At 44.8% G+C, this 19,072-nt stretch carries 16 protein-coding genes; 1 reads left to right on the plus strand and 15 read right to left on the minus strand.

The window, feature by feature from the left end:
- Window positions 1–177 precede the first annotated feature (177 nt).
- The 6 genes from glpX to FED51_RS19350 all read right to left on the minus strand — a co-directional run bounded on the left by glpX (window position 178) and on the right by FED51_RS19350 (window position 6,543).
- On the minus strand, window positions 178–1,143 hold the full coding sequence (glpX, locus tag FED51_RS19325; RefSeq protein ID WP_010899908.1) for a class II fructose-bisphosphatase: 966 nt from the start codon (window positions 1,141–1,143) through the stop codon (window positions 178–180).
- Window positions 1,144–1,186: 43 nt separating this feature from the next.
- Window positions 1,187–2,473 carry a UDP-N-acetylglucosamine 1-carboxyvinyltransferase gene (locus FED51_RS19330; protein ID WP_053430151.1) on the minus strand — a complete coding sequence of 429 codons (1,287 nt, stop codon included), beginning with the start codon at window positions 2,471–2,473 and terminating at the stop codon, window positions 1,187–1,189.
- A 159-nt stretch (window positions 2,474–2,632) separates the two neighbouring features.
- Entirely contained in the window at window positions 2,633–3,271 is a 639-nt protein-coding gene (gene fsa / locus FED51_RS19335; protein WP_053430150.1) for a fructose-6-phosphate aldolase, read from the minus strand.
- 341 nt (window positions 3,272–3,612) lie between these two features.
- Complete coding sequence (locus FED51_RS19340) at window positions 3,613–4,830, minus strand: ISL3-like element IS651 family transposase (RefSeq protein ID WP_138090344.1); 1,218 nt, start codon at window positions 4,828–4,830, stop codon at window positions 3,613–3,615.
- Between the two features lie 216 nt (window positions 4,831–5,046).
- A complete protein-coding gene (locus FED51_RS19345) occupies window positions 5,047–5,910 on the minus strand; it encodes a class II fructose-bisphosphate aldolase (RefSeq protein ID WP_010899911.1) in 864 nt (287 codons plus the stop codon).
- Window positions 5,911–6,180: 270 nt separating this feature from the next.
- Window positions 6,181–6,543 carry a response regulator gene (locus FED51_RS19350; protein ID WP_010899912.1) on the minus strand — a complete coding sequence of 121 codons (363 nt, stop codon included), beginning with the start codon at window positions 6,541–6,543 and terminating at the stop codon, window positions 6,181–6,183.
- A 287-nt stretch (window positions 6,544–6,830) separates the two neighbouring features.
- Here FED51_RS19350 and FED51_RS19355 point away from each other — a divergent pair, with 287 nt between their 5' ends.
- On the plus strand, window positions 6,831–7,367 hold the full coding sequence (locus FED51_RS19355; RefSeq protein WP_053430149.1) for a DUF2529 domain-containing protein: 537 nt from the start codon (window positions 6,831–6,833) through the stop codon (window positions 7,365–7,367).
- Between the two features lie 77 nt (window positions 7,368–7,444).
- Here FED51_RS19355 and FED51_RS19360 read toward each other — a convergent pair whose 3' ends face one another.
- The 9 genes from FED51_RS19360 to FED51_RS19400 all read right to left on the minus strand — a co-directional run bounded on the left by FED51_RS19360 (window position 7,445) and on the right by FED51_RS19400 (window position 19,055).
- Window positions 7,445–8,485, minus strand: a complete 1,041-nt coding sequence (locus tag FED51_RS19360; protein WP_053430148.1) for a FecCD family ABC transporter permease — start codon at window positions 8,483–8,485, stop codon at window positions 7,445–7,447.
- Window positions 8,482–9,495 carry a FecCD family ABC transporter permease gene (locus FED51_RS19365; RefSeq protein ID WP_053430147.1) on the minus strand — a complete coding sequence of 338 codons (1,014 nt, stop codon included), beginning with the start codon at window positions 9,493–9,495 and terminating at the stop codon, window positions 8,482–8,484. The genes FED51_RS19360 and FED51_RS19365 overlap by 4 nt, the downstream gene beginning before the upstream one ends.
- A 209-nt stretch (window positions 9,496–9,704) precedes the next feature.
- Complete coding sequence (locus tag FED51_RS19370) at window positions 9,705–10,709, minus strand: ABC transporter substrate-binding protein (RefSeq protein ID WP_053430146.1); 1,005 nt, start codon at window positions 10,707–10,709, stop codon at window positions 9,705–9,707.
- A 263-nt stretch (window positions 10,710–10,972) separates the two neighbouring features.
- Complete coding sequence (locus FED51_RS19375; protein ID WP_053430145.1) at window positions 10,973–11,224, minus strand: hypothetical protein; 252 nt, start codon at window positions 11,222–11,224, stop codon at window positions 10,973–10,975.
- Between the two features lie 138 nt (window positions 11,225–11,362).
- Entirely contained in the window at window positions 11,363–12,961 is a 1,599-nt protein-coding gene (locus FED51_RS19380) for a CTP synthase (RefSeq protein ID WP_053430144.1), read from the minus strand.
- A gap of 268 nt (window positions 12,962–13,229) precedes the next feature.
- A complete protein-coding gene (gene rpoE / locus FED51_RS19385) occupies window positions 13,230–13,724 on the minus strand; it encodes a DNA-directed RNA polymerase subunit delta (RefSeq protein WP_053430143.1) in 495 nt (164 codons plus the stop codon).
- 149 nt (window positions 13,725–13,873) lie between these two features.
- Window positions 13,874–14,887, minus strand: a complete 1,014-nt coding sequence (locus FED51_RS19390; protein WP_053430142.1) for an HD-GYP domain-containing protein — start codon at window positions 14,885–14,887, stop codon at window positions 13,874–13,876.
- A 265-nt stretch (window positions 14,888–15,152) separates the two neighbouring features.
- Window positions 15,153–18,416, minus strand: a complete 3,264-nt coding sequence (gene icmF / locus FED51_RS19395; protein ID WP_053430141.1) for a fused isobutyryl-CoA mutase/GTPase IcmF — start codon at window positions 18,414–18,416, stop codon at window positions 15,153–15,155.
- Between the two features lie 3 nt (window positions 18,417–18,419).
- A complete protein-coding gene (locus FED51_RS19400) occupies window positions 18,420–19,055 on the minus strand; it encodes a TetR/AcrR family transcriptional regulator (RefSeq protein ID WP_041820977.1) in 636 nt (211 codons plus the stop codon).
- Between the last annotated feature and the right edge of the window lie 17 nt (window positions 19,056–19,072).

Consider the following 19,072-nt stretch of genomic DNA (forward strand, 5'->3'; position numbering starts at 1 on the left):
AGAACATTTTTGTCTATCTTTACGTACACCCTCTATTTTAACCATAATTCATGGGATTATTCAATATGTCGTAAACTTCAATTTTTTCGAAGGAGCTTTATCTGAAAGAGTCTTAGGGGAAATTGGTAACCATAAAGTACAGGCGTCCGTTCTTGAAGAACAGGCGCCTGATCGTCTTTACTTAATGACAAGGTCCGGTTTTTTCTTCATGCTATGCTTTCCGTCGACAAAGCGCACCGTACCAGATTTTGCGCGCATGACAAGGGATTGAGTCGTTGCGGTTGAACCTTTATAATGAACGCCTTTCAACAATTCACCGTCGGTTACACCTGTTGCTGCAAAGATGCAGTCATCTCCTTTTACGAGCTCGTCGAGGGAGAAGACTTTGTTGACATCTTCAATTCCCATTGCCTTACAACGAGCCAATTCTTCATCTGTCTGTGGAAGGAGCTTTCCTTGAAGCTCACCACCTAGACACTTTAACCCGACTGCTGCGAGAACGCCTTCAGGAGCGCCACCTGATCCTAACAAAAGATCCACACCTGTATCGTCAAAAGCTGTGTTGATCGCCGCCGCCACGTCACCATCAGGAATTAACTTGATTCTAGCTCCCGCTTGGCGAATCTCATCAATTAATTTATCATGGCGCTTCCGATTTAACGTTACGACAACTAGATCTTCTACATCCTTATTTTTTGCTTTCGCTACCGCGCGTAAATTATCGATCACAGGAGCGTCGATGTCCACGGTCCCAACCGCTTCTGGACCGACAGCAATTTTCTCCATGTACATATCCGGCGCATGAAGGAGGTTACCATGGTCTGCAACCGCAATGACGGCTAACGCATTCCATAAGCCAGAGGCCACGATGTTCGTCCCTTCTAATGGATCAACAGCCACATCCACTCGTGGACCATACCCGTTTCCTAGCTTTTCGCCAATGTAAAGCATCGGCGCTTCATCCATTTCACCTTCGCCGATTACTACGGTTCCTTTCATCGGAATCGTATCAAATACATCACGCATGGCTTCCGTGGCCGCTCGATCGGCCTCTTCCTTGTTTCCGCGCCCCATCCAACGAGCAGAGGCAAGTGCTGCAGCTTCCGTCACACGTACAAGTTCCATGGAAAGGCTTCGTTCCATTGTCTCTCTCCTCCGTGTTTATTTAATTTCCAGTGCCGTCTCGTTATGAGCTTTTCACTTGCTCTTCTTCTTGATCCGACATTTGCTCTCGCCAAATTTTTGCACCAAGCCCGATCAGCTTTTGCTCTAAGTCTTCATAGCCACGATCAATGTGTTCGACACCTGAAAGCTCTGTAATTCCTTCTGCTGTCAAGCCAGCAATGACAAGGGAGGCTCCTGCTCGTAGGTCACTTGCACGTACCTTCGCGCCCTGTAGTTTTGTTTTTCCGTTAATGATGGCAGAACGTCCTTCTACCTTTATATCGGCCCCCATGCGTCGCAATTCATCGATATGCTTGAAACGAGCATTGTAAATCGTATCGGTAACAATGCTTGTTCCATGAGCCTGTGTTAAAAGAGTCGTAGCTGGCTGTTGGAGATCCGTAGGAAAACCGGGATAGACAAGCGTCTTAATATCAACGCCTTTCTTCTCCTGATGGTTACGTATACGAACTTGATCATCCAATACTTCAACATCGACGCCCATCTCCCGCAACTTAGCAATGAGAGACTCCACATGCAATGGAATAATGTTATCAATGAGCACATTTTGTCCGATCGCAGCAGCCAAAATCATATATGTACCGGCTTCAATCCGATCAGGAATAATCGAATGGCGACATCCGTGCAACGACTCCACACCGTCAATGCGAATGACATTTGTACCAGCACCTTTGATTCGAGCCCCCATGCTTGTTAACAATGTGGCCACATCAATAATTTCTGGCTCCTTCGCCGCATTTTCAATGATTGTGCGCCCTTTCGCAAGAACAGCTGCAAGCATAATGTTAATGGTCGCTCCTACGCTCACAACGTCTAAGTAAATCCGCGCACCTTTTAGTTCGTCTGCTCGAAGGTAAATCGCCCCTTGTTCGTTCGTCACCTTTGCCCCTAGTGCTTCAAAGCCTTTGATGTGCTGATCAATAGGACGCGGGCCAAGGTTGCACCCACCTGGTAAACCGATCACTGCTTTTTTGAATTTACCGAGCATGGCCCCCATTAAATAATAGGAAGCCCGCAATTTTTTGACACATCCATTTGGCAGTGGCATCGCAAACATCTCGGACGGGTCAATCACCATTTTCTGATCTGCTAGCTCTACTTCACCGCCAATTTCTTTTAACAACTCTCCGAGGAGACGGACATCTGAAATATCAGGTAAGTTATCGATTGTGACCGTCGAATCTGCAAGAATGGCCGCAGGGATTAAAGCAACTGCACTGTTTTTCGCTCCACTGATTTGAACTGTCCCTTCAAGGGGAGTTCCACCTTCAATCATCAACTTTTCCATAATCTCTTCCCTTCCATCGATGCATTCGTGCATTCCGCTACCGTAGTTCCTTCCTATCCATTATAACCAAATTGAAGAGAATATAAAAAGGAGAAAAGCGGCACTTACAATTCGAACAAGCTAGAAAACAAGAGAAAAACGGTGAATGGTACCTTGTTGTTAGCGATTGTTCCAATCCTTTAGAAATTGCTCAATCCCTTTATCCGTCAGGGGATGTTTTGAGAGTTGACTAATCACTTTAAATGGGATGGTCGCAATGTGTGCTCCTCGTAATGCCGCTTCTGTAACATGTTGTGGATGACGAATCGAAGCCGCAATGATTTGTGTATCCAAGTCATGTACATGAAAAATTTCCGCGATTTGCGAGATCAAATCTAATCCATCATGACCAATATCATCCAGTCTCCCAAGGAATGGGGAAACGTAAGTAGCGCCGGCCCGTGCCGCAAGGAGTGCTTGAACAGCTGAAAAAACAAGCGTTACATTCGTCGTAATCCCTTCTTGATGGAAGGCATGAACAGCTTTAAGACCTTCGGTAGTCATCGGAACCTTTACTGTAATATTAGGCGCAATAGCTGCTAATTCCTTCCCTTCCTTAATCATTCCTTCCGCATCAAGGGCAACGACCTCAGCGCTTACTGATCCTTTTACAAGCGAAGTGATTTCGCGAAGACGTTCGTGAAAATCGACACCCTCTTTTGCCACAAGTGATGGGTTCGTCGTGACACCAGCAAGAATCCCGAGATCATTAGCTTCACGAATTTCATTAATATTAGCTGTATCAATAAAAAATTTCATTCTCACTCACCTCATATGATTATTTATCCCGTTCCCTGACGCTAAGACGTCTACGCCAAGGCATTGGGATACTAGAAAAACTAGCTAAACGTTGAATGACCCCAAACTAAGAACGTCAGTCCTGTGACATCGCCGGCGTAACTCCAAGTCACGTAGGCATAGGCTAACATTCAAGGGTCATGAAAGAAACCTCCATTGAAATAAAATTTCTCTTTATTTGTGTTATAAGGAGTGCAGTTCGCCTAAAAATCACCCGAACGATAAAGCGGTTACTTGACAGAGTTGTCTGAAAAAAAGGTTCTTAGTCAAATGTTGGGGTGGCATAGGAGGGCGAGCCCCTCTTATCCTACCCCGAATGTTTGATGTTTGAATTGATGATGCAAGAGAATACGGTTTCGCAAGCGATCATAACGCCGAAAACCAAAGGCATTTCTCTTAATCACCTTCGTTTGATTATTCAGTCCTTCAATAAAACCATTGTTTAAGCCAAACGCGAGGCTATTCAAGATCTCGGTCTGCCAGTTCTTCAGCGTCTGAATGGCTCGGTGGAACTCCTTTAACGGGCTCGCCTCCACTCTTCGGTAAAAGGCGTAGAGCCCTTGCTTCACCTCGCTCATTCGTCCTTCCCTTCCTTGCATCTTCGCTTCTTGATACCACTGACGAAAATGTTCTTTTAGCTCATACGCTTCCCTTAAATCAGGGGATAGCTCTAAGTACCGCTCCACCTTCTTCTTTTGCTTATCATCCAGTCGTTCTCTCTCTTTCTGAAACAGATGTTTGATCCGTTTACATCGTTTTCGATGATACGGATGGAACGCTTTTTGCACTCGGCGGCGAACCCCTTCCAGAGCCCAGTAGATGTAACGACAGAAATGGAACGGATCCCCAATGATGAGCGGGTGGCCTAAGGCCTTTTGAACAGCCGACTTGAAGGTATAACTGAGATCCATCACGACTGTTTTCACATGATGACCCTTCTCTTGAAGATATCGTTTAAGCGTATCGGCTTTACGATCCGGTAAGATATCCAGTGGCTTCCGTGTATCTGCATCCGCAATGATCACTTGATATTTCCCCGCATTCGTATCCCCTTTGTAATCATCAATCGCAATCCGAGGAGGAAGGTGATCCACCTTCTTCACGAGGGGGGCCGCCAATTGATCAAACCGGCGCATGGCAGTTGTCACGGACGTTTGGAATTGATTCGCTGTGTCCGTAAAGTTCTTCCCTTGAATGAGCCGTAAGCGAAACGCTTGATTCCATTCCACTGTCTGACGCTGATATCGCTCTACAAAACAGGCTTTCTCCGCAAACCGCTTCCCGCATCTGCACGCGTACCGGCGCTTTCGATAGAATAGATACACCCACCGTTCAAAGAGCTTGAGATGTTGAACTTTTTGGATGCGGTAATCATGGATTCTCTCGGTTCTCTCCCCGCAGGATGGGCAACGATGAGGCGTTCGCGGCATTTCTACATGGAGCGCGATAAAGTCCTCTCGTTCCTCCATCTTTGTGACCTTCACACCTTTTAATCCGGGCAAATCCATGGTAAAATTCATCGTACACGCAGCTCCTATCCTTTCTTTGTTTCTAGGCAATTCAAGGATAATGGATAAAGGAGCCTGCGTGCATTTTTTTTGCCCTCTTTTGTGCAAAAACCCCAACATTTATTGTAGAGCCGAAAAAAACGAAAAAAAGAGAAGAGTTAAAGACGAATTGAGAACAATTCCAACCTCTAACTCTTTTTTTGATCAGTCAATCACTCGTCTTATGACTTACGCTTTATTTGAAGAGCCAAACTCACGCATTTTACCTTTTACTGTATCTTTAATGGCTTCACGTGCAGGGCCTAAATATTTTCGCGGATCATAAAGCTCAGGCTTTTCCTCTAACACTTGGCGCACTGCCTTAGCAGAAGAAATTTGGCTTTCTGTATTCACGTTAATCTTCGCATGTCCTAAAGAGATGGCTTTTTGAATATCCTTTGTCGGGATTCCAGTTCCACCATGAAGAACTAGTGGAATGCCTACAAGCTCATTGATTTCCTTCATGCGGTCAAAACCGAGGTTTGGTTCACCTTTGTAAGGGCCATGAACAGATCCTAGAGCCGGCGCAAAGCAGTCAACACCTGTCGCTTCGACTAACTCTTTACACTCAGACGGAATCGCGTAAGCTGCTTCTGCTTCGTCAACGACCAAATCGTCTTCTTGTCCACCAATGCGACCTAGCTCTGCTTCAACAGAAACCCCAAGAGCGTGAGCAACATCAACGACACGTTTTGTCAAAGCAATGTTTTCCTCTAATGGATGGTGAGAGCCGTCAATCATAACCGATGTAAAACCAGCATGAATGGCCTCGACACATTTCTCAAAGCTAGAACCATGATCAAGGTGAATCGCAACTGGAACCGTCACATTGTACTCTTGCATGAGGTTTTTAACCATACCTACCACTGTTTTAAAGCCGCCCATGTAGCGAGCCGCCCCTTCAGAAACACCACAAATCACTGGGGACTTTTCCTCTTCCGCTGCTTGTAAAATCGCTTGCGTGAACTCTAGGTTATTCAAGTTGAACTGCCCAACTGCGTAACCTTCAGCCTTCGCTTTGTTCAACATCTCTGTCATAGAAACTAAAGGCATCCTGCTTCCTCCTTCTGTTAGCCAATCTAAAATTTTGAGCGCCTTTTGCATCAGAGCATTCTACTATTAGTTCAACATTCCCGAAATTCGCAATGAATATGTAGACTCGAGATATGGTCATAAAAAAATGCTCATAACAAAAACAATCCGCCCCAATCGTTTGAACGAATCTATTATAGCATACTCCAATTAGATTTCACCCTAGATTGGTGAGATCTTTTCAACATTTCAAGATGGAAGCGATAACATTTATGATCATATCCCTATCGGTCATGAGGACTTCATGTTTTCGGCAATGACTGCTCGAACGTCATCAATATCGAATGGTTTCGCGAAGTGAGTAACTGCGCCAAGCTGCATCGCCTCATTAATCATGTTTAACTCGCCATAGGCGGTCATCATAATTACTTCAATATTCGGGTTCATGTCCTTGATGCGACGTAAAATTTCCAACCCATCCATTCCTGGAATTTTCATATCGAGCAACACTAAATCAGGTGTTTCCTCTTCAACGATGGCAAGCGCTTGAATGCCGTTAGCTGCCTGAAACATTTGATAGCCATCCTTTTGTAAAATTTCATTTAACAATACACGTATTCCGTATTGATCATCTACTACGAGAATTTTATTCACCCTTTTCACTCCTTTTACGAACAAGCCATTGTCCTATGCTAGATTTTCTTTTGCTGCTTCCTTTGATCGCGACTTGCGGTAGGTGTTGCTGCGAATGTTTTTCCCGAATATCAAAAAACGATATAAACCCCTCCTCTAAAAGAGTTTCGAGAAGAAGCAAAAAATTCCTTCTTTTTCTGTCGAATCCATGGAAAAATGTTTTCACAGCTCGCCAAGTTGCCCATTTTCATAAAAAGAGGATATACTTCTGAGTACATAGATTAGACGTGTTGGAGGATAACGAGCTCATGATCCAAATTTTCACTACACAATTGACAGGCTTACTAAAGCAATTGAAAGAAAAGGAAGAGAGCTTCGAGGATGGGGGACGACTCCTAGCCCAAGCACTTATTGGTGAAGGGACGATTTACATTCATGGGTTTCATGAAATGACCGCCGTTCAATCAGAAGCGCTTCTTGGTGTAGAAACATTTTCTTCCGTTGCTCCCCTCGTTCTTTCTAACGGTAAGATAGCAGAGGTCACAGTAGCAGACCGTGTCATGTTGTTCACTCGATATAGTGACGACGCAGAGGCCGTAACGGTGGCGAAAACCCTCGCTGACCAAGGGGTAGAGATGGTCGGCATTTCAACCGTAAAAGAATGTGAAGGAACTTCTCTCACTTCCGTTGTTGATGTCCATATTGATTTAGGAGCTACGCTCAGCCTTGTACCAGGAGAAGATGGCAACCGCTACGGATATCCCGGAACCCTTCTCGCTTTATTTGCCTATCAATGCCTCTATTTATCCACACTCGATATTTTAACAGAGTACGATCTTTATTAGAAGAAAGAGCGGGCCCCTCATTCTTTTATTGAGGAGCCCGTTCAGCGTTCTTCCGATCCATTCCCCTCTGCAAACCACTACATGTTTCGATTTCGATATAACAAGTAAATAAAGTACGGTGCGCCGATCGCGGCAGTAAATACACCGGCAGGGATATCGAGAGGTAAAAATGCAGTCCTCGCCACAATATCAGCCATGACGACAATGATTCCACCAATGAACGATGAAACAATTACTAAGCTGGTATACGAGCGACCAACGAGCATCCGACTAATATGGGGGGCAATGAGCCCGACAAATTGAATACCTCCTGCAAAGGCAACCGCAGACCCAGCGAGGGCAACGCTCGTAAATAATAGAGCGAACCTGTACATTTGTACTTTAACACCAAGTCCTTGGGCAATGTCATCTCCTAATTCTTTCACCCCTAAGGTTTGCGCCATGAGCATCGTGAGCGGAATGGATATCGCCACCCATGGGAGCATTGCATATACATCTTGCCAGTGCGCGCCATACAGACTCCCAGTTAACCACAAATACGCTTTCGTCGTCACCGCCATATCGCTAAGAACGAGCATCATCGTCACAAAAGCCTTCATGGCCGCCGTTACGCCTATTCCAATTAAGATAAGGCGAATCGGGGTGACTCCTTTATTCCAAGCTAACAAATAGATCACAATGGATACGAGACCTGCGCCTATTATGGCAGCAAAGGGAAGCCATGTAATGCTAACGACACCCATAAAGTAGACTATAAAGATCATCGCTCCGACCGAGCCACCGCTCGTAATCCCGATAATATCAGGGGCGGCTAACGGATTACGTACAATCCCTTGAAGAATGAGACCTGCCACCCCAAGGGCTGCCCCGACCATAAAGGCAAGTAACACACGGGGGAGCCTTAGCGTATTAATCGTAAAGTCATACTCTCCTGTCCCGTAACCGAATAATTGTTTGATCACATCGTGTGGAGGGATAAAGGTGCTCCCTACCGATAAGCTTCCGATAAAAAGAAGCAATGAAACGAGGAGAAGTAACCCGAAGACAACGACCGTCCTTCTTTCCACTTGAAAGGAGATTGACCCTGATTTAGTGCGTACGGTAAGTAGTTTACTCATTTTTTCGCCAACCCCCTACGCGCAATATAGATAAAGAATGGAACGCCCATAAAAGCTGTCATGACACCGATTGGCATATCTTGTGGCATAATGATGAACCGTGCACCAATGTCGGCAACGATCATGAGGGTAGCGCCAAGCAATGCACTGTAAGGAATGACCCAACGATAATCTGAGCCAACAAGCCCTCGGGCCATATGAGGGACTATTAACCCAATGAATCCAATAGAGCCAGCGACGGCTACTGAACCTCCTGCTAAAAAGACGACCATGATCCCCATTAGCACCTTGAAGACGACCGTTTTCTGACCTAGTCCTTTCGCTACATCATCCCCGAGGAGAAGAATATTGATCCCCTTTCCTAAAAAGAGCGTTAGAACGATCGCCCCTGCGATAAACGGCAATACTGGAAGGAGCATGTCCATGTTTCGCCCGGCAACAGAGCCAGCCAACCAGAACAATACGGTTTGAATTTTTTGTTCATCAATGACGAGCAGCCCTTGTGCAAACGAAATAAAGAGTGCACTAATCGCCGCACCGGCGAGGACAATCTTAACTGGCGACAAGCCATCCTTTCCGAGAGACCCGAGAAAATAGACAAGCATTGCTGCCACCCCTGCACCTACAAAGGCGATCCACATATAACCGACCATGGAATTTACATTAAAAAAGGTGACAGCTACAACGATAAAAAATAACGCCCCAGCATTAATCCCAAAAATATCAGGAGCGGCGAGCGGATTTCGCGTTAACGCTTGCATCAGAGCTCCAGCAAGCGCAAGACTACAGCCAATAACCGCAGCAATGACCGTTCGAGTGAGTCGTGATGTTCTCACAATAACGTGCTCTGTCATAGACTCATCAAAATGGAAAAATGCATCATAGGTTGTTTGTAGCGATATCGCCGTTTTTCCGAGGGCAATGCTTGCAATAAAAAAACCGACGAAGAGAAGCATACTAAAAATAAGCCCGATTAGTTTCAACGACGTTCGTGAAAGCAAATATCTCATACAAATCCTCCAATAGAGAAGCTTGACTTACCGCCTTATCCCTTTTTACTGACACTAAGACTTAGACTGAGAGCATCATCTTTTGAACCATGTCTCGTGACCAGCAGCGCATGAATGTAAGCTATCATTTAGCGGCCAATAGAAAAAAAACGATTGAATGAAAAATAAGAGAGGGACCCAGTCCCCCTCCAATCCACTCATTGTAAGACTTATTTTTCTAACTCAAAACGATCGTAAATATCATCAAGCATTAAGTTGGCTGCGTTAATACCGCCACCCATGTTCCAAGCGATCTCATCAACCATGTACACTTGATCAGCTTTTACCGCATCGAGATTCTCCCACAACGGATGGGATGTCCACTCTTCATACGTTTTTTGTACCGTCTCGTCATCGCTCATGAACATATAAAACACATCTGCGTTCATTTCCGGAATGCTCTCCATATCGGTTAGCATGAAAATTTCATCGGAATTTTTCTGGTTCTCTGGAAACTCAAAGCCGAGATCCTCTAAAATAATCGCAGAAAAGCCTGTGGCATAAATACGAGCATGGTCTTCTCTAAAGTTCAAAACAGAAACTTCAACTGGCCATTCGTCACCCATTTTTTCGACGACCTTTGTTTTAAAGTCTTCCACGCGCTCGTCCCAAGCAGCAAGAATGTCAGCCGCTTTTTCTTCTTCATCCATCGCTTCACCCATTAGTTCAACGGTCTCTTTAAACTCAAATACCGTTTCATGGACTACCGTTGGAGCAATTTCTGATAACTGGTCATAGACCTCTTCATGACGCAGCTGTGAAGCAATGATTAGATCCGGCTGTAGCTTTGCAATCTCTTCTAAGTTCGGCTGCGTTTCTTGACCAACAAACTCAACGCCCTCTAAATCGTCTCGTAAATATTCATACATTGGTGGCTCTAACCAAGACTCCACGACTCCAACTGGTGTCATTCCGAAAGCAACTGCTGCATCTGTCGCCCCTTGATACAATGTCACGATTCGTTCAGGCTTTCCTTCAATTGTCGTTACACCCATTGCATGAGACACTTCACGAACGCCGCTCTCTTCAGTTGTTTCTGTAGCTTCGGGCTGCTCTTCTCCCTCACCTTCAGTTGCTTCACTTCCGCAAGCGGCTAAAAGGGCTAGTAGTAACGCTGAAAGTAACAGAACCGCCTTCGAGTTCACTCGCTGTCGCAAATATGTAGTAAATGCCATTGTTATTCCCCCTACTTGAAAATGATAATTATTATCAATACAAAAGAATTATATAGGAAAGTTTAACAAAAAAGCAATACAATTTTTGAAAATATTCAAGGACATTTTGTTATTTTATAAAAAAATGCTGCAAAAGCTTCTCGAATGCAAAAAGAAAGAGGCTAGGACACAACTAGCCAAAAGTAAAAAAAGTTCTGGGCACCAAAATAAATTGATCAGTATGCATGGAATCGTCTTGTTGTTTGATTGGCGTTTATGGCTCTTTATGATCGGTATTGTACTGAGTAGGGTGTGCGCTTTCTATTCTCAGTACGTCCTAGTCTTTTCCTCATTGTCATGCCATATCCAGCACTTGCGACAATGTCGTCTGGAAGTTCAAAGAATTGATGTTTAATCTTATCAAGGAATAGGCGCAACGTATCCTTTTTGTGTTTACGCATAACTAGACGGACGTTTTCAAGTTGATTGTCAAAATCACGAGACGCCTGCGGGAAAAGCAAGAGCTGAAGATCCATGGGGCGCTTTCCCCCGATTAGCTGAAGCCTTTCCCGCGGCAAGCGAATGGTTTTTGAAACAATCAACTCCCTATAAAATAAGAGTGGCACTCACCGGAGGTGAAAGTGCCACTCTTATTAACTGTGTTTTGTCCAGCCTCATTTTCGTAAGGAAGCTTGGATAAATTCTCGGAATAACGGCTGAGGCCGTGTTGGTCGTGAAACGAACTCCGGATGGAACTGAGAGGCGATAAAAAACGGATGATCACCTAGCTCAACAATTTCCACGAGCCGTCCATCAGGACTCGTCCCAGAGAACATAAAGCCTTTGGCTTCCATTTGCTCACGGTATTCATTATTAAATTCATATCGATGACGGTGACGCTCATAAATCACTTGGTCATTGTAAGCTGATTGGGCAAGTGTTCCGTTCTTCAGCTTGCAAGGATAAAGGCCTAAGCGGAGCGTTCCTCCCATATCTTCTACATCTTTTTGTTCTGGCAACAAATCGATAATTGGATGCGGCGTATCTGGATTAATTTCCGCAGAATGAGCGCCTTCCAACCCAAGGACATTGCGAGCAAACTCAATTGAAGCTAATTGCATCCCCAAGCAAATCCCTAAAAACGGTATTTTTTGCTCACGCGCATAGCGGATTGCTTCGATCTTGCCTTCGATTCCTCGATCACCAAAGCCTCCGGGAACGAGAATACCATCCACTCCCTGCAATTGTTCGGCAACGTTTTCTGCCGTTACATCTTCCGAATCAACCCATTTAATGTTAATATCTGCATCAAAAGCATAGCCGGCATGACGCAAAGCCTCGGCTACAGATAAGTAAGCATCTGGTAATGCCACATATTTGCCGACAAGGGCGATTTTCACAAGGCCTGATAGATTTTTCACCTTCTCGACGAGTGATTTCCACTCTGTCATATCCGCTTCTTGGCAAGAAAGGTTTAAATGATCACAAACGATTTGATCGAGATTTTGCGCTTGTAAGTCTAATGGCACTTCATAAAGCGTATCTGCATCGCGCGCCTCAATAACAGAGTCTACACGAATATCACAAAATAGCGCAATTTTTTCCTTCATTTCTTCAGGAACTGGCTTTTCTGTTCGTACGACAATCACGTTCGGCTGGATTCCAAGGCTACGGAGCTCTTTAACACTATGCTGGGTCGGCTTTGATTTCATCTCACCTGCTGCAGCTAAATAAGGAATAAGCGTACAGTGGATGTACATGACATTATCAACACCGATGTCACTCTTAATTTGGCGAATCGCTTCTAAAAATGGCAAGCTTTCAATATCGCCAACTGTTCCACCAATCTCGGTAATGACCACATCCGCATTGGTCTCACGCCCTGCACGAAACACCCTCTCTTTAATCTCGTTCGTAACGTGGGGGATGACTTGGACTGTTCCGCCAAGGTAATCGCCACGACGCTCCTTCTTAAGTACAGAGGAGTAAATTTTCCCTGTCGTCACATTGCTGTTTTTATTCAAATTAATATCAATAAAACGTTCATAGTGCCCGAGATCCAAATCGGTTTCAGCGCCATCATCTGTGACAAATACTTCCCCGTGCTGATAAGGACTCATCGTCCCAGGATCAACATTGATGTACGGATCGAACTTTTGGATCGTCACCTTCATCCCGCGATTCTTTAACAATCGACCGAGGGATGCCGCGGTAATTCCTTTTCCTAATGAGGATACAACCCCACCTGTCACAAAAATGTACTTTGTCGTCATCTAACCGTCTCCTTTTCAAAAATTGCCCAAGAGCTACGTACTTGCTGAAAATGGGAGGCTTTTCTTTACGAGACACGGTCAACGTTAGTCGTGTTTCATTCTCTTAGCATGAATCATTATTTCCGAACTAAAACAAAAAAACAAAAGTGACACTTTTCCCTGTTCAACAGGGGGCCACTTTTGCTTTTTATTTTTTTAGAAGTATTGATTTCTTTAGCCCAAAAATGATTCTACCGAGTTCTTTATGAGAAGTCAAGCGATGATTTACTTATAGATCATCGTCTGACTCTTCGAATTCGTCATCGAGTTCGTCAATGTCGTCCCCTTCATCGAACTCTTCATCTTCCTCATCCGCATCTTCGCTCTCTGCCAGTTCATCGAGCTCGTCTTCTAAATCCTCAAACTCATCATCGAACACTTCGATATTCTCATCAAGCTCATCTACTTCTTCTTCAGCCTTCGCCTTCGCTTTTTTCTTCGTCGGTCCCGTGATTTCTTCCTCTACTTGCTCTAATGGGTACCAGCTTCTTAAGCCCCAACGATTGTCACCTAAAGTAACAAAGCGACCGTCGATGTTTAGATCCGTATACAGATAACCGATGCGATCAAGCATTTGCTCTTCAGACATTCCTTTTAATTCTGCCACTTTTTTAAGTAAATCCTGATAGTTAAAAGGCTCTTTTGTTTCCTTCATCACTAAGTACGCAACTTCCACCATGGAAAGTTCTTGAATTTCTTCTTTCGATAGCTCTGCTAATTTCACGGCGAGCACTTCCTTTCATGAATCATCTATCATTCTTAAAGTTTACGCACGTATTTTATTTAGAAATCATACGTTTCATTATAAACACATTTCCCAAGTTTATGCTAGTTCGTTTAATCAGAACGATGGATTGATTACGTGTACACTTGCTAAACCTTGACCGTTACAGGGATTAGCTCCTGAATATAGAGGGGAGACATTCGTAAGTCAATATAGCTTGTCCCCTGTTTGACTATCGGACAAATAGGGTTTTCATACGGAATAAAGACGATCTCTACTCTTGAACCATCGTTTAAACGAGCTTTGCTTCCAATGCATTGTTCCATAAAGCGGCGGACAAAAAAATCAGTAATTCTCGGCTCTAGCTTTCCGAACCGATCTTGCCTCATTTGTAGCAAAACGTCATACAAGGCCATGCCCTTACGGTAGATGCGGTCGGATGTCATCGCATGGAATACATCGGCTACCGCTAGAATTTTTGATAGAAGATGAATCTCATTTCTCGTTTTTTGATAGGGGTACCCTGTACCATCCTCCCGCTCGTGATGTTCGAGAGCCATGAGCGCGACCGTATCTGAATAGATTCCTGATTCTTGAATAATGCGGTAGCCTTTCACCGTGTGATCTTGGATGATTCGATACTCATCCTTCGTCAATGCACCTGGTTTATTTAAAATAGCATCAGGAATCTCGACCTTCCCAATATCATGGAGAACCGCTCCTAGGGTAAGCTCTTTCAAAATGACTTCATCTAACTTCAGCCACGTTCCGATCAGCCTTGAAAGGATGGATACTCCCACGGTATGCCTGTATGTATAGTCATCCTTTGCTTTAATGACATGCAATAGCTTCGCCAAATCTTTTTCGGCCGTCATTTGCTCGACTTGTGGAACGATAGAGGTTTCAACCTCTTGGATAATTTGGTTGTTTGTATGAATCTGTGTGAATATTTTCTCAAGCTCTGCCATCGTCTCTTTCATCGCTCGCTCTCTTTGAACAAAAAGCCAGTCATCCTCATTGATACGTCCCAAGTCTAGATCGCTTTCAAGCAACCGTTTGATTAATTCTGGTGTAAGCAGTGTCCCTTCACGAACTAAAAGATCCCCTTGTTTGCTGAAAAGATCTTTCGTCATTCTATCTCCGACTTTCCAATCCAAATCCATTGAGAAACCACCCTACGCAACATGTTCATATTCAGTTACATTTTACCACTGTTTTCATTATAATCTATTTTAAATGCGGAAAAACCTTCTAAATTGCAAAGGAAACGGTCTTCATTTCTAGAAGAGTCGTTATAAGTATTTTCGGTAAAAATAATAAGATTATGAAGGGCCTCATTCTCAAAGGATAGAAAAAGCCGCCTATAACAGGCGGTTTAGACTAAAGACATAACGTTGCAATGAGTCGAGACATGGAAATATCATTCCATTACATATTTCTCCGGTATTGCCCTCCAACTTGATACAATGCTCTCGTAATTTGTCCCAAGCTTGCAACTTTTACCGTTTCCATAAGCTCAGCGAAGATGTTCCCACCATTTACAGCAGTCTCTTGTAGCGCCTTCAATGCCTCTGGCGCTATCTCCTTATGCCGTTCTTGAAATGCCTTTAGATTAGCAATCTGTTGCTCTTTTTCTTCCTTTGTTGCCCGTGCCAGTTCCAAATCAAACGTTTCTTCATCCTGTTCGTTCGGATTTATATACGTGTTCACACCGATGATTGGAAGTTCCCCACTATGCTTCTTCATCTCATAGTGCATGGATTCCTCTTGAATTTTACTGCGCTGATATTGGGTCTCCATTGCCCCAAGCACACCGCCACGGTCATTGATTTGTTCGAGTTCGGCAAGGACCGCCTCTTCCACTAACTCGGTGAGCTCTTCGATAATAAACGAGCCTTGCAGCGAGTTTTCATTTTTGGCTAGCCCTAGCTCCTTCGTAATGATCATTTGGATCGCCATTGCCCGTCGAACCGATTGCTCCGTGGGCGTCGTGATGGCCTCGTCGTACGCATTCGTATGGAGCGAGTTGCAATGGTCATAAATGGCCATAAGCGCTTGAAGCGTCGTACGGATGTCATTGAAGTCGATTTCTTGGGCGTGGAGAGAGCGACCGGAAGTCTGGATATGATATTTTAGTTTTTGACTACGCTCATTTGCTCCGTACTTATGCTTCATCACGGTTGACCAAATGCGCCGAGCGACGCGGCCAATGACCGTATATTCTGGATCAAGCCCATTGCTAAAGAAGAACGACAGATTTGGAGCAAAGTCATTAATATCCATGCCACGGCTTAAATAGTATTCAACGTACGTAAAGCCATTGGCAAGCGTAAAAGCGAGCTGGCTGATCGGATTCGCTCCTGCCTCGGCAATGTGATACCCCGAAATGGAAACCGAGTAGTAGTTTCTTACGTGATGATCGATAAAATATTGTTGAATGTCTCCCATCATCCGCAAAGCAAATTCCGTCGAGAAAATACACGTGTTCTGCCCCTGATCCTCTTTTAAAATGTCGGCCTGAACGGTTCCCCTAACCGTTGCAAGCGTGCGCGCCTTAATATCAGCAAGCTCCTCTTCACTTGGTACTCGGTCATTCTCACGTTGAAATGCTTCCACCTGCTGATCAATCGCCGTATTCAAAAACATCGCCAATATGATTGGGGCAGGACCGTTGATCGTCATTGATACAGACGTGGATGGCGCACATAGGTCAAACCCTGCATAGAGTTTTTTCATGTCATCGAGCGTACAAATGCTGACGCCACTTTCGCCAACTTTGCCGTAAATATCTGGACGATAATCCGGATCCTCTCCGTATAGCGTAACCGAATCAAACGCTGTACTGAGGCGCTTCGCTTCATCGTCTTTCGATAAATAGTGAAAGCGACGGTTCGTCCGCTCAGGTGTCCCTTCTCCTGCAAATTGACGTTTCGGGTCCTCGCCTTTACGCTTGAACGGAAACACGCCTGCTGTAAATGGGAAGGACCCAGGCACATTTTCCAGCATAGACCAACGTAAGATTTCGCCCCAATCTGCAAATTTCGGTAGCGCCACTTTCGGAATTTTCAAACCCGCTAAGCTTTCCGTCGTCAATTCAGTCTCAATTTCCTTGCCGCGAATGTTCATCACGAACGTATCACCTGAATAGGCTGCTTTTTTCGCCTCCCATTGATCAAGGATTGCCTTGCATTCAGGATGAAGTTTTTGTTCGTACATGGCCTTTGTTGCTTCGAGCTGCTGTAAGGCTTCCTCTGTATCCTGACCATGTTCCTTTAAAGCAGCAATCGTTCCTTCGATTTGATAGAGCTTACGGGCAATCTGAACCTGCTCTTCTGTATGTTGTTTATATTGCTTAACGGTTTGCACGATATCACGCAAATATTGCGTTCGTTCTGGTGGAATGATGATATTTTGTTTCATGACTTCCTTACTTGTCTCGATTGATGTGTCCCAGCTTGTTTTGCATTTTTTATTTAAGATGTCGATAACCGCAGCAAATAACGTGTTCGTACCTATGTCGTTAAACTGACTTGCAATCGTCCCGTAAACCGGCATCGCCTCTAGCGGCTCGTCAAAGCGTTGGTGAGAGCGCTGATACTGTTTACGAACATGGCGTAACGCATCCTCCGAGCCTTTTCGGTCAAACTTGTTAATCGCGATCACATCGGCAAAGTCAATCATATCGATCTTCTCTAATTGGGAAGGTGCCCCGTACTCACTTGTCATCACATACATGGAGATATCGGCAATTTCGGTAATCTCCGCATCCCCTTGACCAATTCCGCTCGTCTCCACAATGACAAGGTCATAGGCTGCAGCTTTTACGACTGCGATCGCGTCACGAATGCTTTCGGAGATCTCTGTGCGGGAGCCCCGTGTGGCTAAGCTTCGCATAAAGACCCGCGGCGAGTGGATCGCATTCATTCGAATACGGTCACCTAGGAGCGCTCCTCCTGTTTTTTGCTTCGTCGGATCAATGGAAAGGATCGCCACTGTTTTATCGGTAAACTCATTTAAAAAACGGCGCACCAATTCGTCGGTTAGTGAGCTTTTCCCTGCTCCCCCCGTTCCCGTAATCCCGAGTACTGGAGGACTAGGTTGGTTCAGCTTCTTTAAGCTGACCAACTTATCGTCAAGCGTTACAGCCGCTTCTTTTGTTTTTGCTTGCTCTTCTGCCATCGTAATGAGCCGCGCAACCGCACGGACATTTTTTTCCTTTAGTTGTTCAAATTCATTTTCGATGTCTTTCACAGTTGGAAAATCACATTCTTCAAGCATTTGATTGATCATGCCTTGCAGGCCGTGCTTCCGGCCATCATCAGGGGAAAAAATGCGAGAAATTCCGTATTCATGTAGCTCGCGAATCTCAGGTGGCGTAATGACACCGCCTCCACCGCCATAGATGCGAATGTGACCGGCACCTTTTTCTTGAAGCAGGTCATAACAATATTTGAAAAACTCCACATGTCCCCCCTGATAGGATGAAATCGCAATTCCTTGCACGTCCTCTTGTATGGCAGCGCTTACAATTTCCTCAACGGAGCGGTTGTGGCCAAGGTGAATCACCTCAGCCCCGCTCGACTGGAGGATGCGCCGCATAATGTTAATGGAGGCATCATGACCATCAAATAAGCTGGACGCAGTAACAAAACGAACATGGTGCTTCGGTCGGTACGTCTCAACCGTTCCCATTCGTTAGACCTCCTTTATAGGCTCTGTAACTCCTTTTAACAACTGCTTGATTTGTAGATTCGTATACTCTTCAAGAGTGTACAATTTTTGAATGGCCCACCGTCTAAACGTCCACATATGAGCAGAGACGAGAATATTATGAGCGAGCAGCTTGATTTCCTGCTCTTCTAGTTCAAGACCTCCCCCATCGACACATTCTTGAATGATGCGCTCCATGAGTTCGGTCATATCCATTTCCTTTTGCAATACGTAAGGTAATGCTTCTTTAGGCAACGATTTTGCCTCTTGGTACATGACGAGTACCTCTTCCTGCATTTCGTCAATCACATGGAACAACGCAGCAATCGCTTTTTTCAACCGCTCGACTCCAGACCCCTTCGTGTCAAGCTGCTGCCTTAGTCGGTCGCTTACTTCTTCATAAATCGCGTCACATACTAAGTAAAGCACATCTTCTTTGGAGCCAATATATTCGTAAAGCGTACCAATACTAAAGCCTGATTGCTTCGCAATTTCACGGGTAGTCGTTCGATGAAATCCTTTTTCGATAAAAAGGGACACCGCTCCTTTAATCATTTGTTCACGACGTTTTTTAATAAGCTGTTGGTCTTTCACCATGGAAGGTACTTGTTTTTTCTTCACAGGGGACAACCTCTTTC

The organism is Halalkalibacterium halodurans (assembly GCF_005671335.1).
In the GTDB taxonomy this organism is placed as follows: Bacteria; Bacillota; Bacilli; order Bacillales; family Bacillaceae_D; genus Halalkalibacterium; species Halalkalibacterium halodurans.